Raw genomic sequence first — 15,149 nt, 5'->3', positions numbered from 1 at the left:
TCGCGCAGCGAAAGCAGCAGCGACGGCGAAGACGGAGCGGACCTTGAACGCCGTGATATGATCAGAAGGCTGACGGAGAAAAACTATTTCCCTGCCCCGATGAAATTCGGAGTAGAAGCCAGATTGCTAGCTGTTCCTCAGCCAATTTGCTTGAACGTGTCATGTAAATGCGTCAGCACTTCGTGGCTGAGTACATGCTTGGGGATCGCAACTCTAACGGTTCCATCGTCATAAGCTGTTAGTGCGATACCGCGTACCAAAAAAGCCTGGCGAATTCCGTTTGCCGATCGCGATGGAGCTTTTCCTCTCGGTCTTGCAAGTAGTATTTGACTTTGAAACTCGGAGGTTGGCAGAACGAGTTCCCAATTTGATTCTTGGATCAACTCAACAATCGATCGTCGATTCTGAGATTGGAATCGCTCGTGTGTCTGCTCATCAGCATCGATGGCGGCCCCGTTGGCAGTCAGCATCGGTAGAACAGGCACGGTTTCACCAAAGGGATGTGATTCTCCCGTGGTTAGCTCACGAAAGTAGCTCAGAAGTGGGTCATCCATCGATCCATCTTGTAGCCAACGATCGAGCGATTCCCCAATAAATTCTCGGGATCGCTGGCGCCCATAGAATCCCAGTCCCAAAGGTGTGTGGGCGCAAAGCCATTTGTGGCAACCAGCGACAACGAAGTCGCAGTAATCTTCGTGCAGATTCAGTGGGACATGATGTAGTGCTTGCGCCGCATCGACTACGCAGAAGCGGATTTCGGCGTTCCTCCGAATACGATCCACCAACTTCCGGATTGGAAGGTGGATGCCACGATTGTCGACCAACGGCAAAAACAATCCATCGCACTTGTGTTCGGCATATTGCGCGGCTAGACGGTCGAATACTTCATCCATACTGCATTTGTCTTGCAACAGGCTCGCGAGCACCGCAACTTTGTGAATCCCATTGCCAGACCGCTTCTGTTGACGGCAAAGTATGGCTTCGTAGGACGGCCAGGTCAGATCGGTGATCAACACTTTGCGACACTGCCCGAACTGCAGGCGCGCCGCAAACTTCATCACGTTGGCTGACCGTGCGGCAAGTAGGACTCGCCAGTCAGCCTTTGCGGAGGCTAGCGACTGAAGCCGATCTGCGAGCCTGGACGGCCCGTGCCAATCACGAAGACCGGGGTATCGTTCACGGATTGTTTTCGGAAGAGATTCACAGCCGCTTTGGATGAAGTCATCTGAGTACAGCGTCGAGCCGTGCTCGTGAGACAAACGAGCAAAATCTATGGTGGCACGGCAAGCTCGAGGTGACATTCGCCCCAGCCGTGCCGTATCGAGATACAGCACGTTCTGCAACGTCAAGAAACCTTTCAAAGAGTTCTGACTTCTCCTTTGATCCTAGCGTGATCCGTTTGTTCGATCCAGTATGTCTCGATAAGGTTTGGAAAAAACCTCGAGCCGCTTCCAGGTCTCCTCGGCTTGTTCAACACGTTCGAAATCGAAACACAAAACGAACCGGGCCGTACGTCCACTCACGTCAGCCAATTGCGTACCAACAGCTCGAGTTCCATAGATTCCAAAATCAGAAACTAAGTCACTTTCACCAGCTAGCTCAGATTCCCGGACGACCCTGAGCCAAATGCCATGCTGGTGTTGTTCGTCCAACCAATTGCGAATGGGGTCGCTGATGAATCCGTCCATTTCCCAGAGATGGTCAGCGACAATCACTATCCGTTCAATGTTGACGGTACCCTTGTCGTGCAACTCCAGGTTCAGAAGCGTACTCTGGCGACCGGGGCCGTCTTGCCAGTAGTGCTGCGTTTCGACGAAAGATACGCTTCGATAGAGATACAGTCCTGGGCTGCGGAGAAGCTCTTCGTAGACTACCCGCCAGGATTCGGTTGACGGGTACTCGATGGTGCCCATCGCCAGCCGCTGGCAATTTAAGGCCAGAGTCTCAAGGCTCTGAACTGCTAGACGGCAATAAATTGGGTCTTTTCTTGATGCGATGGTCAGTAAGGAAGAAGCTATCGAGTCGTGGATACTGGCGATTCCTGGCGATTTGGCGAGTTGCATAAGAGTCTCTACACTGCCTGGCAGAGTAGAACCTTCGCGCAGTCTGGCCGTGCCACGTAATGTCAGAAGAATATTTACCAAGAGAAGAACTGTGACCAGGGCTAGCTGCAGTCTCGGCGACGCAAGCCACCAGGTCACACAAATACCAGCGAGTATTACGCCACCGGCCGCAACAACGCTCCGGACGCTATTTTTCCCGAGTACTGGATGCATGATTCAATCCAACTATGCACAAATGAATGCCACGGCGCCAATTGAGCACCTTTTAGTCTGTTGCGCAAGAGCAAGTTTGCTCAGTCGAGGATGCTCCCCGCATCCTTCGCGTTTCTTGCGAGGATTGCAAGCGCAGTCCTACGGTCTCCTATCCACAATGCACGCTCAATGTGAGGTACCACGTCCGATTCCAGTATTGCCCAGAATGGAATGGTACCGCCCTCGCGCGATATGTGTTTTAGTCGAAGTCCGTCTTCGGTGTGAAGCGAATGCAAACCAGTTGCGTTATATGATCCAACAAATGACTTTAACATGGATCAGATGTACCACGTCTTGAACATCAAAGTAAAGCACCTAGGTCATTTCTCATCCCAGATGCACATTATTGTCGATACGTAGGCGCACTTCCTGAAGTGCCTCCAGTAGGGCTTCTTCGATTTCGTGGTAGTTGCCCTTCCGCTTGGATGCAACGGTTACTGTCCACTCTCCCTCGGTCAAGAAGGTCTGCTTCACTCCTCGCGGAATGGGGGCTTTTCCTTGTCGCTGCTTTACTTTTCGTCTAGTGTTATTGACTGAAAGTGGCTGGCTCTCCTTTTGAGCATACGCGGCCCACTGTTGCTGTTCATTCGGTAACTTGGAAAGCTCGTAGGCAACCGACTTCGGTAGCTCGCCCGACTCGATTTGCTGCTGCATCTCTTGGGGAAGATCGAGCAGAGCGAGCCCTCGACTGACGCGTGATGGCGAAACGCGCAACGCGGAAGCAACTTGTTTGCCATTCCACGTGTTGAGTTTCATGAGCGTTGCATAGGCGTTGGCTTCTTCCATGGGACGCAAGTCTTCGCGTAGTAGGTTCTCGATCATTTGCTGCTCGAGGATTTCTGATTCTGAGATCTCGCCCTCATGGAAATAGCATTGTATCGATTTCAGACCCGCAGCCTGAGTCGCTCTGAATCGACGCTCGCCTGCAATGATCGCCCATTTTTCGAGTTGGCTATCCCAGCGAACGCGAATTGGCTGCAACTGGCCTTTGTCTCGAATGCTTTGAGCTAGGCGTTCAATTTCGGCTGGCTCAAAAACGGTTCGAGGCTGTGTCGGGTCAACAACAACCTGTTCCAAGAGAACTTCGCCGAATCCGCGAACTGACTGACGCCCAATGTCTTTCGGAGATGGTACCGGACTGAACTGTGGAACCAACCCTAAAGGCAATCCTTCGTTTCTCTTACCCATCGACTCGTCGAGATGAGAGGTTAGGTCTTCGATTTTGCGTTTTGTGCTTGTCATATTAGGCCACCTTCAATGCTGCCGTTTTCACATCGATGCGGTCGAGAATCTCACGACAGAGCTCACGAGTCAACTTGGCTGCACTCGATCGAGGCAGGTCAAATTCAACCGGTGTGCGAGCGGCGACTGAAACCTTGAATGCCGAGGCTTCCGGCACTACAGTTTCCAACACATTCTCACCATAAATCTCTCTCACGCGCTGCTCATAGGCACGATGGATCAACAAACGGCGATCGCTGCGAGTGATGAGATGCCCAAGGCGCCGCAATCCAGGATTCAATTTCCGAGCCTGTTCGATAGTCTGGTGAACCGCTCTAAGTCCCTGAGTACCAAAGTCTTCCGGTGGAACGGGAATGACGACAAAGTCCGATGCGAGCAAAGCTGTCCAGCTGCAACGGTAGAGATTCGGCGGGCAGTCGATGAGCACCATATCGAATTCGACAGCCTCCCGTAGGAACTCGCGAACAGCGAACTGCAGCAAACCAGAGCTCTCAGGCTTGGGCGTGTTGAATTCCGCCAGGCACTGATTGGCCAGTACGATTGAGATTCCGTCATAGCGAGTTGGTATGGCCAACTGGTCAATGGAAGCGAAATAGGCACCGTCGGCAAATAGTCGCGCCACGGTGTCTTTGCCATCGACCGTCTCAATGGCGGCGGATCCAAAGAATCCCTGACTGAGCGAACCCTGCGGGTCCAGGTCTAGTAGCAAGACTCGCTTGCCCGCGGCTGCCATCGCTCCGGCAAGATGAAAGCAAGTGGAGCTCTTACCGCATCCGCCTTTTTGATTAATCATGCAAATTGTGGTAGGCATTATCGACTTCCTTGCTGCCAACTTGAAACGATTGCGACGTGCAATTCCGGCCAAGTGGTTGATTTCTCTGGTAATACAGTGGCACGTTAGCGCGAAGGTCGTCAACAAAAAACGTGCTCTCATGAGCCTCAGAAGAAAACAGTTTCCGGTCTCGTTTTCATCTGCTACAGCACATTGAGTAAAGGTAGCACAGGAACCGAAGCCCTGAGTAGGACGCCAAACGAAACCGGTTGCGACGCGAAATGAGGCCGGAACAGAGCATCAAATGAAACCGGTTGGGACGCCAACTGAGACCGATTGGCTCGCCAAATGAGACCGGATGAATTCGGTAAGTTGCAGGACTCATTCGGGAATTCGAAACGCTACTACTGTACTAAAGGTACTTAGAACTACTGTGTGTGATTTTGAAGAAAGCAGCCAAGCAGACTCAGTCCAAACAGGTCGCGTTGCCCCAGCGGCTGGATAATCTAGCCAATGGACGGGACGAAATGAATCTGTGCGAGTTACCATTCGCATTGCTTTCAGAACGCCAGGGAAATCGCAAGTACCTCCAATTCGAGGTCGAAGACTATGACCGAGAGGAGAAACAAACGGTTTCCCGCAAGCTGACGGTCAAGGGCGACCCAGAATTTGGCTTACCAACGGCCAAGGATGAAGAGATCTACCTCGGCCTGATGAAGTACACCAGCGACTACAACGGATTCGCGGACGCCAAAGTCATCCTCCAACGATCGGCACTGTTCGACCTGATGGGCTGGCCCAAGTCGGATTGGGCCTATGCGAGACTCACACTCGGAATGCAGCGTCTGGTCGGTGTGCGGCTCAGCTATCAGAATCTGTGGCGTGACAACCAAGAAAAACAGTTTCGAGATCAGGGAGCTTTTGGCATCCTGGATTCGTTTCGCTTTTTGGATGCTCGCAAAGGCAAAGGCAGCTTTACAGAGCAGGAATCCACGTTTCGCTGGAGCAGCGTGCTGTTCCAAAGTTTTGATAGCGGCTATTTGAAACGCATTGACTTCGGTTTAGCTCGCGATCTGAGCGCTACCGCCCGTCGGCTGTATCGCTATCTCGACAAGCACTTCCATCCGCCGCACCATCGGGAAGTCACGCTCGACCTGGCTCGACTAGCCTACCAACACATTGGCGTCAGCCCAGGTATCGAATTGGACAAGGCGAGAAAACGCTACATTGCCCCGGCCGCAGAAGAACTAGAGGCGGTGGGATATCTCAAGCCACTCGCTCACGATGCGCGTTTTACCAAGGTCCGGCGCGGCACATGGACGGCAACCTTCGGCTACGGAGGTGCAAAGGTGGCGGCCTCGCACGGAATGCAGAACCCGCAACAGTTACAACTCTTACAAGCACTCTCAAAACGCGGGATCTCGACAATGCTGGCAATTCAAACCATCAATGGCTATCCCGCTGAGCCTGTCGTTCGCGCACTCAAGGCCATGGACGAACAGCGGCAACGTGGCGTCCAGATCCGCTTCGCCGACAAGTGGCTCGTGAAAGCGTTACAAGAGGGATACCAGCCCTCACCTGAGTTCAACAGTTCATCGCTTCGACCCGATCGTCAGATCTTCCGACGCAAGTAGTATTGTTAAGGGGTCAGGAGTCAATTGCCGGAACGGCCCTTCGGGTGCTTCGCACAATTGACTCCTGACCCCTTAACCCTAAATCTAGTTCAATTCACGATACCCTTTGCTGTTTGCAACAAATTGCTCATAAGGCGTGACAAACTCTCCCCGTCTGCTATGGATGGTCGGGTAGGCGAGCTACTCCGCTCGCCGGTCGTTAAGCTTTTGCAGAAACGCATGCGCTCGAACACGTGGCATTAAATCCGTCGCGAATAAGAGTGCAATAAAGCTGATGTCTCTTGGCGGGGACAGCAGGTTCGCCAATCTCAGTCTCATCAACTGAGGATAAGAACCGGAAGTCTTGCTAACTTCCCGCAGTTGAAAAACTGTTGAGCTGGCCCTTCGAGCTGGATTGCCACGAGAGTGGCTCGTCCAGTTCAATGGAGGCTCGTCGGAGTAAACTCGAATACTCGCTGTTTCATTTGTATTGAGACAGCCAGCTCGAAGTAATACCGGCGTTCTATCCAATAGGCAAAGTGGTACAACTGAGTTTGGGAAGTGCGGGCGACGCGGACATGCCTTGTTCTCCAAGCTGATTGCTTGGGAGCGAGGTCGCGTCGGGGAAGTAGAGCCTATGTACGGCTCGACTTCTGTTTCATGCGCTGCGGCGCATGAAGCACAAAGCAGGTGCGGCGATTAGCCAAATCCTGCACGTGGGGTCCGGGCTTGCTTCGGCGAGTTCGTTCAACGCGTCTGGCGTGGGGAGCTGTCATCTGGCGACAGGTGACACCGGGGCAGACCGCCTCGGCGATCGAGCTAAACACTCGACGGTGAAAAGCTCAACTACGAAAGGCCCAACCGAATAGGTAAGGGAGGGCTTGCCAGTAAGATTCTAAGGAGACGGTGCCCAACAGTGAACATTCACTTGGGAGCGATACCCCGAGCTTCTGTTTTCGTAGGGGGAAATCGAACGCTGCAATGCATCGTTCGGAGAGTATGGCTGGCCGGAAGGCCGCACATACCTAAGTGAACCGGGCAGTAACTTGTCCTAGCGACGTGACCTTAGAATCGAAGCCTGACGATAACGCGGGAGCCACTGCGGCCTCCGGGTGTAGCAACTCGGTGCTCTGCTTGGTCAGCAGAGTGGAATTAGTGCGAGCAATCGCATGAAAAGCCGTAGTGGGGGAGTGTGGCCTGATTAGGACTGGCGCGGAAGCGCCAACGGTGTTTTGAGCGAAGGCTCAGACATGTGCGTGCCAAAGATTCTGGCACATGATGCGCGGCATGGCAGTCGCGACCCGTCTGCAAACGACCGGAGTGATGACCCGGTCACCAGCCATTCTACTTTTGGGGTGGGCTGGAAGCAGGAACGAAAGGGCTGAGGGGCATTCGGTTTCGTGAGCAGCCGCGTAAGTGGCCAGCGCGAACCAAGACCCCGCTAAGAGATTTGCTATGGAGTGATGCAGCGACTGATTTAGTCGTGTTGCCTTCGCACGGCTTGCGCCCTGTGAAGGCAACCAGCATTGCTTTAGTCCTTGGCAGGCAGCGATGCGGCCAGAGGTGGCTACTCGGGAGAGTGGCCTCTTCTGGCGGCGGACTGACGACGAACACCCGAGTTGCGTCTTGCGACTTTCGGTGTGTTCGGCTGAGGTTATTTTTGTGGGCACTATGCATTACGCAAGTGCACTGAGGAAAACAGTGCATCTGCGACTTAGTGATTCGTGCTCCGAGGCGTTTGGTGAGATTCTACCCTGAGAGTGCGAGCGGCATCTGTCGGTCGCGCGCTCACGCTGCGTAGAAATATCATTATTCGTTCACCAGGGTTTTCTTTCGCCTTCGACTGTGCTTGAAGAGCAGCTTGTCGATCGAAAATCGCTACGGCTTGGGGTTGGCCTTAACAACCCCATCTTTTGCATCTAGCCGAATAGCACTGAGCCGCTTTGGCGCTAGCCGCGGTTTCTTTAGGTTCTCAATTAGGCATGTGCAATTCGCGATTGCGGACATACGAGGGAAAACGTAGCAAAAAGGAAAACAGCCAATGAGCGTCACCAACATCTACAAACGAACGTCGATTGCAGTTCAAGCCTCGAGTCACGCGTTTCAACTCAGTACGAAGCTGGAGTCACTCGATGGCAAGCCAGCCTGCTAGCACAACACCTTCGACAAGCGTCCGCAATCGGAGAACCAGCTATCGCTGTGTCGCAACATCACCTGCCGGACTCGTCCAGCAAGTCGCAGTTAGCTACCTTCGCCACGGCTACTGGTACTACGTCACCGGCCAAATCCCCGAGAGCAAAGATCCGGAAACTGTCGATCGTAAACTACTCACCAAATACGACATCGACATCACCGAGCGCCAGCGTGCCTATCGCAAGCAGCAAGGGCTCGCCAACATGCAATACATCAGGTTCGAGCGTTGGTTCATCCTTCTTATCACCGACGGCCATCACCCCTTCAAGCAGGAAGAGAAGCAACAAATCCGCGATTGCCGCCGCCACCCCATCAAATTCAACGGCTATTCCATCAGTTACCGCCGCAGCGGCCTAACACCTGCCGGCGGCAGAGAACCCAAGTGGCATTCCTGCGTCCGTATCGACAACAAGACCTACCGCGAACTCAAAGCCTATTTCCTGCACCGAGCTACCCGCCGCTCAACCGACAATCTTGCTCAAGAATTCGCAAACATTCCCTACACCCGCTTCGCCCCTATCCGACGCCAGCTACTCACTGTCCTCCGCGCTGTCAACAAATCTCGACAGTCGGCTGGCTTTGACTCAATTCCGGCTGCCGCCCTCAGCCTACGCAGGGTTATTCTGCGACCATTCGAAACCTGACGCCATTCAGCGTTCATAGGGGCCAAGCCACGAGGAATAAGAATACCACTTCACCTTGATGCTCCGGATGGGGCAGCCGTCCTGAGTACCAGCTTCTTACTTGCTGCAATTTGTATCGATGAGCTAGACCGCTCTCGGATTCGGGATCACCAAATTGTGGTAGGCTAGGCACGCTGGGGGGGCGGTGGGATTGCTGCCTCTCGGTTAGTTTGCGCATTGGTGAGGTTGTGCTGGGAGACGCTTTTCCGCGCTATCAACGTGACGACAAAGGCTGGTCAATCTCGTGGCCGAAAACTGCTCTCGGTCGATCAAACCGACGCATGCAATCGATCGCCATATTTTGGTTTTAGAACAACCTGCTATTCGGCAATTCGTCGTGAGGCACAGATCATTGCAGCGAGCATCTCGCCTTGCGCCTTAGCGTCGTCGAGAGCGTTGTGGTTCGCCTTCGTCGTAGGCTGAAAGCGGTCCGGAATTCTGCTGGACTTCGTCTCTGGCCAAGAACACCCCGCAAGCCCCATGAAAAGACTCTTGATATCGATCGAGGTGAATCCAAGTGGGTTTGCTCCCATGAACCTGTGAAAGTACCAATTCACGAATGACCAGTCGAAGCCGACATTGAATCCTGCCATAACTGGTTTGCGGTCACGCGCGTGCTCCTCAATCCATGTGCCGAATTCAGCCATTGCAATTTTCGGTGACTTTCCCGACTCTCGTAGAGCGTCAAGTGAAAACCCTGTCACGGAGAGTGCTTCGGGAACCGCATTGTCATTGAGCGGCTGGAATTCAACATAGAATTCGTGGTTGGAACCCAATATCCACGCCCCAAGTGACAACATGCTGTATTCGCCGGGAATCGGTCCGGAGGTTTCAACGTCCACAGAGATGATGAGATCAGATTCGGTAGCCATGCTAAATATCCTCGATTCGTGGAGTCGGCTTCATCGCTTGAGCAGCCTCAATCAGAGTATCCGCAGTCACTGCAGTCTTGCTGAGGTAAGACATTTTGATCGCTGCAGGGATGAGTCGATCAGTGATGTCCGACGCTGTAAAGCGTTCGTGTCCATTTCCCGACTCGCCAGTCGCGCTCACCAGCTTCTCTAGCTTTGCACCGCTTAACGCAAGGTCAGGAAAGTTGCGGTGAAACAATTCTGCGCGCACCTCGGCGTTTGGGCGCTCAAACCGAATCGAAACGGCTGCTCGCCTACGAACTGCAGAGTCCAATGCCTCAGGCCGATTAGTAATGAAAATTACGGCCACCGGCAAGTTTTCTCTTCGTAGGCGATCGATCCGCTGTAGCAAGGTGTTCACACCTGCTTTGTCTTCATGATGCATGTGCTGTTCAGCTCGCTTTGAAGCAAGAGAATCCGCTTCGTCAATCAACAAGAGAACCGGCTCTCCGCTGTTTCGCCGCGCCTTGTCCTCGATCGCAGTGAACGCCTTAGCGATTAGGTCAGTCATCTCTCCAACCATGCCACTACCGCGCACTTGAGTGTTTATCTTCATCAAATGGACATGGCATCCAAGCCGCTTCGCAAGTGGATCGCCGATGGACTCAGCCAATACTGTCTTGCCGCAACCAACATCCCCCTCAAGCACGAGCAACGGGGCACGGGATGACATAATCTCACATGCGGGAAGAATGGATTGGTGGTGTTCTTTACTCCACTGTTCGACGAGTTCGGGTTTTAGTAACAATTCCAGTTCCAGCAACATGGTTTGCTTTTGATCTTCAATGCCTACAAGTCGACCGAACCAGGTAGCGGCGTTGTCGTTGGGGTACAATTGTTCGTTCTCAAAGAAGCGAAGTCCGGTGGTATTGTTAGATTGTGACATCGTCGGTCGCTCATTCCTAATTTGGGTGTTTGCTGTCTTCGGTGACGCGGCGGAGCCTTCAGGTATCCGGCCGTGAACGGTGAATCGAATACTTGGAACAGCCTTACCGCTCCGCAGTTGGTCAACCGCCTTCAGCGCGGTCTGCATGTCGGAATCAGTGATGTCATAACCTGCGGTCTTAACCGAAGACTTAAACGCTGCAAAAAGAGAACGTCGCTTGGTCGTCCCAGTGCGACGAGCATCCTCTTCTGCATTGACAACCACCTCCTCCGCCGTTTCCGGAAGCTCGCAAATAGCGCCGCCTTGTTTATCGTTCAGTACGATTTTTGTCACTTAATTACGCTCCATATGAACTTCTGCGAAATCCGTAGTCATCTTTCGCATAGGTGCGGTCAGAGGAGAATCCGCCTTTTGTGTAACTCAGCGTCGAGCCGGGCCCCCACGGGAAATGAAGCCGGTCTTCTATTTCTTTTCGCTCCGCCCCTGTCAAGTCGTACCAACGACTACTGTTGCAGATGCGGACCCCGAAATCACAATCCTGCAGACCTGAACGATACCGAATCCCTCCGGACCGATCATCTACCAAGCCGGAAGTTCCGTCGAGTACTTTGTACTCGTAAGCGAATTCCACTTCACTCGAATTGTGTTTCTTCCAAAGTAGACGCACCCATTCAAGCACCTCTTCATCCATCATCATTCGAAGGTCACTAATCAGGTTCAACGCGTATGACTCCGAAATCTGCCCGTAGGTGTCAACAATATTAAACAGATCTGCCTGCAACTTGCGCGTAACGTAGACGACGCGCGCGTACGTAGATGTCTGTGTTGCCGTTCTGGTTTGACTTGTCATTTAATCCTACTCCGATAATGTTCTGAATTGGTCGCCGAATATTTCGCACCAATGCTCAACGGCTTCGTCTTCTTCGCCATCTTTCTCAGCGCTCCATGCGGCGGTTGACGCGTCGTATGCATCCTCCACAGCTTCGAGGTAGCCGTTGCGAGTGAAGTCCGTCCACGGTGACGCTACGTTGTTGTCTGAGTTCACAGAGTCGAGGATCACCACGTTGTCGTTGGGGTACTTCAACTTAGACGTGTCGTAGTTGTCGTCGAAGGCAATCGGCGATTCAAAGCCATGCTTCCGTATAAACTGAAATATCTGCCGAAGGCTGGTCTGCCACTCTGTGGTCACGCCCTCATCAGCGATTGCGGCGGCTGTAACAAGTTCACAGAGAATTGCAGGTTGAACCAAACCGCTTTGTCGATTGTTCCACCACTTGATCATTCGCACGAGTCGGTTGAACTTCACGGGCCCAGACACAGATTTACTGTTCGCAGTTCGCTTGGAGACGAAGTCGTTGTGCCCTGTCACCGACGTGAGTCGCCATCCGTCGTCGCGTGGGATGTACCCTCCATTTGCAATATTCAGTGAGTCGTCCTTGACGATAGGGGCGATGTCGACCCAGAGTTTGATTCCGCTCGTGAACTTCACACGCACCGCGCTCTTCAGGACTTCAAAATCTGAGGCCTTTTTTTGAGGGTAGATCGATGCGACTTGATCGCGTGTAAACTGCAATAGTGAGTCGAGCTCAGACTTTGTGGCATCTTCGCCAGAGTAATATGCACCCAAATCGACATCGAACCGGTTGTCGGCGGTCACCAATAGCGAGGTATGCTTCGCATTGGACCCGGCGCGGAGCACCTTCTCGAGAGTAAACTTCTTGTCACTGGCAACCTTGTTTTTTAGTTTGTCGACCATGTGATCGACTTGCCGTCTCGCCTCTTTCAGATGATCGTCACTCGGTCGAATTTTGGTGGTGAAATTTTCAAATCGTTGCTTGATGGTCACTGTTGAAGATCCTCTGATGTCAAAATGCAGGCTTCACCGGTGATCGCCTTCTTGAGGTCAATCGCCCAGTCATATCCGCGTGAAAAATTCCAAACGACCACCGGTGGGTGGATGTTTTCGGATACTTGCTGCCCGATGTTGAATGCGAGCGCCATCGGCCCTGCGTAGAAAAGATGGATGCGTTCCGCATTTGGAACTTGCATCTTCAGTGAATCGAGCAATTGCCGAAACTGACGTCCGTAAGTAATCGTTTGCTCTTGGCTTCGGACAATGCCTCGAACGGGATTCTGCACAGAGAGATGAAAGCTGGCCACAGCAGGTAAGTCGAGACGCGCCACTTCGTCGGCGGATACTGGGTAACTCACCGAGACTCGGATAATTACATCACCGGCCTTCAGAACCCGCCGTCCGGGCTGCTGCTCCAGAGCTAACGCTGGATGTTCCTCATTGCTTTCCGGCCAGATCCAGTCGCCAGACTCCGGCTGGAAGTCAAACAGCATCACTGACTGTCGATCACTCACAACATGGCCGGCAAGCACGACTGGTGGTATTGAACACAATCCGTGGAATGTAAGCTGATGCTGCGGATGGCCAGCTAGAGTCTGAAGAAAATCACCTTCGGGCGCAGTGATACGGCGGGCGGCTTCATGAGGGTCGATCAGTCGTTTGTTGTCAACCAAATCAGTGAAGTCCAACTCGTAAAAATCGAGCCGTCCGTTTTGGATTGCCGAGGGAAGTGCAGAAATGACTTCCTCGCCCGAAATCGAGCGTAACGATTGCGCGGTGACGATCAGCGTTGGACGAGCGACGCCGGATGCAGCCTCCCGCTCGACGGCCTGAATTGGTCTCACCGGCGATGTTTTGAGTAAGCCGATGGCAAAAGCGGCGGCAGCGTTTGCTGCATAGAGGTGCCAGTCGTCATTTTTTCCAGAAACCGCTTGGTCAGAAATCGCGCGGATCTCTAAGTACCGAATCGAACTGCCATCAGCTCCGACCGCCTTGGCTACTCCCCACCCCTCCATCGCGACAGCAAGCATTTTGGGGCATTGGTTGCGAATCGCGTTTAGCTCATCCTCACTTTCTACAACCTTGTCACCGCATGCGATCGGGCCGAATCGCACATCAGGCTGGAACTCAGGCGTATCCGAGTCTGGGCAGTTTTGACGAATGTCGCCCCGCCAGTCGGCCTCGTCATAGTGTTGAGCGCGAGCGTACAACAGGACATCCGACGGCCACTGTTGCGGGCGATTCTCGCGACCTTCCCCCTTCAGTTTTGCAAATTCGTAGTAGTGAGCGTACTGCGAAACAACGACGTCCCCAAGGTTTGCCTTTCCAGACACCCCCCCCGCGATTCCAACCATCAAAACGCATTGAGGCTCGAAGCGTTGAATCGTCCTTGTGGTAGCGATTCCGGCGTCGTTGTTTCCCATGTCATGGCATTGAACAACTACAATTCGATAGGATTCCGTCCCAGACAGCGGCAACGAACCGGCGTAAAATGTCAGGGGCTCGTTGGGAAATTGCAGCTTTTCGACATTGCTTAAGCGCGCAACAACGGCCTCACGTTCCACTTTGAGGGCTGTGACAATTGCAATGTCGATCGGATCGTGCATTTCGCCGAATTCCCGTCTTGCGGACTCTCTTGATTGACAAACAGGGGACCATGACTGACTATATAAGAGTAAAGTTTCTTTACCCGTCGGAAAAGTATACCCATCCTGCTCAGGTTAGCAACTGTGGCCAAGCCAGAAAACCGTGAAATTCGACACAGCATTCAGCGGCGGCTGGAATTCATTGAATTCCGTCTTTACTGGGAGGGGCAAATCAACCGGTCCGACTTGGTGGACACCTTCGGGATTTCTGTCCCACAGGCATCTGCAGACCTTCGGCGTTACCAAGAGCTTTCCCCGGACAGCATAGAGTACGACAGTCACGGCAAGACGTATCGGCCCACCGAAAAATTTGCCCCTTTACAACTTGAACCGTCGGGCGATGCCTATTTGGCTCGTTTGCGGCTTCGCGAATCGGGATTTGTCGGCAAGGGCGAAACGTGGGCACAGCGAATGCCCGAGTTCTCCATTGTTCCGATTCTCCGCAGGACGGTCGAGCCCGAGATTCTTCGGAAGATAATCGCATCGATCCGCAGCTCGTTTGAGTTGAAGATTAAGTATCAGTCCGCCGGGTCGAATACATCACGCTGGCGCTGGATCGCGCCGCATGCACTGGGATTCGACGGGTTCAGTTGGCACACTCGCGCTTGGTGCCAACGCAATGAGGAATTCCGAGACTTTGTACTCACTCGTGTATTGGAAGTTGCGGAATCTCGCTCGGTCGAAGTCGACGCAGCGACTGATGCGGAATGGAACAAATCAGTGACTTTTCTCCTAGAGCCGAACCCGGAGTTAAGTCCGGGGGCGAAGAAAGCGGTGGAACTTGACTTTGGGATGGTCAACGGAATTAGCTCGATCGAAACTCGTGTTTCTCTATCGTTCTACCTCGAACGCCATCTTGGTCTGGATCAGGACCCAAAACTCGTCCGCCCAGAACGGCAAAGGATCGTGCTTGTGAACCGTGGTGAAGTGGAACGAATTCGTGCAAAAACGAAGATATCGGCTGATTGACTCCCACTTCGGTCCGTCAAACCGAGGTCGCATCAATCTGATTCACGCAGTCTCTTGCACGTCATAG

12 protein-coding genes are annotated in these 15,149 nt (G+C 53.1%); 3 read left to right on the top strand and 9 right to left on the bottom strand.

Translation table 11 applies throughout. From position 1 onward, the window contains the following. Positions 1–137: 137 nt before the first annotated feature. The 4 genes from Q31a_RS20150 to Q31a_RS20135 form a co-directional block, all read right to left on the bottom strand. Positions 138–1,058, bottom strand: a complete 921-nt coding sequence (locus Q31a_RS20150; protein WP_231690854.1) for an aminotransferase class V-fold PLP-dependent enzyme — start codon at positions 1,056–1,058, stop codon at positions 138–140. Positions 1,059–1,385: 327 nt separating this feature from the next. Beyond that, positions 1,386–2,276 carry a hypothetical protein gene (locus Q31a_RS20145; RefSeq protein ID WP_145081942.1) on the bottom strand — a complete coding sequence of 297 codons (891 nt, stop codon included), beginning with the start codon at positions 2,274–2,276 and terminating at the stop codon, positions 1,386–1,388. Between the two features lie 366 nt (positions 2,277–2,642). Beyond that, the gene (locus Q31a_RS20140; protein WP_145081941.1) at positions 2,643–3,557 is read right to left on the bottom strand and encodes a ParB/RepB/Spo0J family partition protein; all 915 of its coding nucleotides are present in this window, start codon (positions 3,555–3,557) and stop codon (positions 2,643–2,645) included. 1 nt (position 3,558) lies between these two features. After that, positions 3,559–4,368: a ParA family protein gene (locus Q31a_RS20135; protein ID WP_197355426.1), complete on the bottom strand. Its 810-nt coding sequence runs from the start codon at positions 4,366–4,368 to the stop codon at positions 3,559–3,561. Positions 4,369–4,766: 398 nt separating this feature from the next. Here Q31a_RS20135 and Q31a_RS20130 point away from each other — a divergent pair, with 398 nt between their 5' ends. Next, the gene (locus Q31a_RS20130) at positions 4,767–5,963 is read left to right on the top strand and encodes a replication initiation protein (RefSeq protein ID WP_145081938.1); all 1,197 of its coding nucleotides are present in this window, start codon (positions 4,767–4,769) and stop codon (positions 5,961–5,963) included. A gap of 2,111 nt (positions 5,964–8,074) precedes the next feature. Further along, complete coding sequence (locus Q31a_RS20125) at positions 8,075–8,779, top strand: hypothetical protein (protein WP_145081936.1); 705 nt, start codon at positions 8,075–8,077, stop codon at positions 8,777–8,779. A gap of 359 nt (positions 8,780–9,138) precedes the next feature. On the opposite strand, the gene Q31a_RS20120 is transcribed toward Q31a_RS20125, so the two are convergent. From Q31a_RS20120 to Q31a_RS20100, 5 genes are read right to left on the bottom strand one after another with little or no spacing between them, the layout of a single operon-like run. After that, positions 9,139–9,690 carry a 3'-5' exonuclease gene (locus Q31a_RS20120; RefSeq protein WP_145081934.1) on the bottom strand — a complete coding sequence of 184 codons (552 nt, stop codon included), beginning with the start codon at positions 9,688–9,690 and terminating at the stop codon, positions 9,139–9,141. Between the two features lies 1 nt (position 9,691). After that, positions 9,692–10,948 (bottom strand): ATP-binding protein, encoded by a 1,257-nt coding sequence (locus tag Q31a_RS20115; RefSeq protein WP_145081932.1) that lies wholly within the window; start codon positions 10,946–10,948, stop codon positions 9,692–9,694. Positions 10,949–10,952: 4 nt separating this feature from the next. Further along, positions 10,953–11,465 carry an HORMA-1 domain-containing protein gene (locus Q31a_RS20110; protein WP_145081930.1) on the bottom strand — a complete coding sequence of 171 codons (513 nt, stop codon included), beginning with the start codon at positions 11,463–11,465 and terminating at the stop codon, positions 10,953–10,955. A gap of 6 nt (positions 11,466–11,471) precedes the next feature. Continuing rightward, entirely contained in the window at positions 11,472–12,461 is a 990-nt protein-coding gene (locus Q31a_RS20105; protein WP_145081928.1) for a CBASS oligonucleotide cyclase, read from the bottom strand. Further along, a complete protein-coding gene (locus Q31a_RS20100; RefSeq protein ID WP_145081926.1) occupies positions 12,458–14,074 on the bottom strand; it encodes an SAVED domain-containing protein in 1,617 nt (538 codons plus the stop codon). The genes Q31a_RS20105 and Q31a_RS20100 overlap by 4 nt, the downstream gene beginning before the upstream one ends. Positions 14,075–14,197: 123 nt before the next feature. On the opposite strand from Q31a_RS20100, the gene Q31a_RS20095 reads away from it, so the two are divergent. Next, positions 14,198–15,082 carry a WYL domain-containing protein gene (locus Q31a_RS20095; RefSeq protein ID WP_145081924.1) on the top strand — a complete coding sequence of 295 codons (885 nt, stop codon included), beginning with the start codon at positions 14,198–14,200 and terminating at the stop codon, positions 15,080–15,082. Positions 15,083–15,149 lie beyond the last annotated feature (67 nt).

Source organism: Aureliella helgolandensis, assembly GCF_007752135.1.
Taxonomy (GTDB): Bacteria; Planctomycetota; Planctomycetia; order Pirellulales; family Pirellulaceae; genus Aureliella; species Aureliella helgolandensis.
This window is presented reverse-complemented; position numbering and strand designations above follow the sequence as displayed.

What these genes read in the sequence shown, in the direction of transcription:
- Q31a_RS20150 (WP_231690854.1), bottom strand. Translation starts at nt 1,058, where the DNA reads ATGAAGTTTGCGGCGCGCCTGCAGTTCGGGCAGTGTCGCAAAGTGTTG.
- Q31a_RS20145 (WP_145081942.1), bottom strand. Translation starts at nt 2,276, where the DNA reads ATGCATCCAGTACTCGGGAAAAATAGCGTCCGGAGCGTTGTTGCGGCC.
- Q31a_RS20140 (WP_145081941.1), bottom strand. Translation starts at nt 3,557, where the DNA reads ATGACAAGCACAAAACGCAAAATCGAAGACCTAACCTCTCATCTCGAC.
- Q31a_RS20135 (WP_197355426.1), bottom strand. Translation starts at nt 4,368, where the DNA reads ATGCCTACCACAATTTGCATGATTAATCAAAAAGGCGGATGCGGTAAG.
- Q31a_RS20125 (WP_145081936.1), top strand. Translation starts at nt 8,075, where the DNA reads ATGGCAAGCCAGCCTGCTAGCACAACACCTTCGACAAGCGTCCGCAAT.
- Q31a_RS20120 (WP_145081934.1), bottom strand. Translation starts at nt 9,690, where the DNA reads ATGGCTACCGAATCTGATCTCATCATCTCTGTGGACGTTGAAACCTCC.
- Q31a_RS20110 (WP_145081930.1), bottom strand. Translation starts at nt 11,465, where the DNA reads ATGACAAGTCAAACCAGAACGGCAACACAGACATCTACGTACGCGCGC.
- Q31a_RS20100 (WP_145081926.1), bottom strand. Translation starts at nt 14,074, where the DNA reads ATGCACGATCCGATCGACATTGCAATTGTCACAGCCCTCAAAGTGGAA.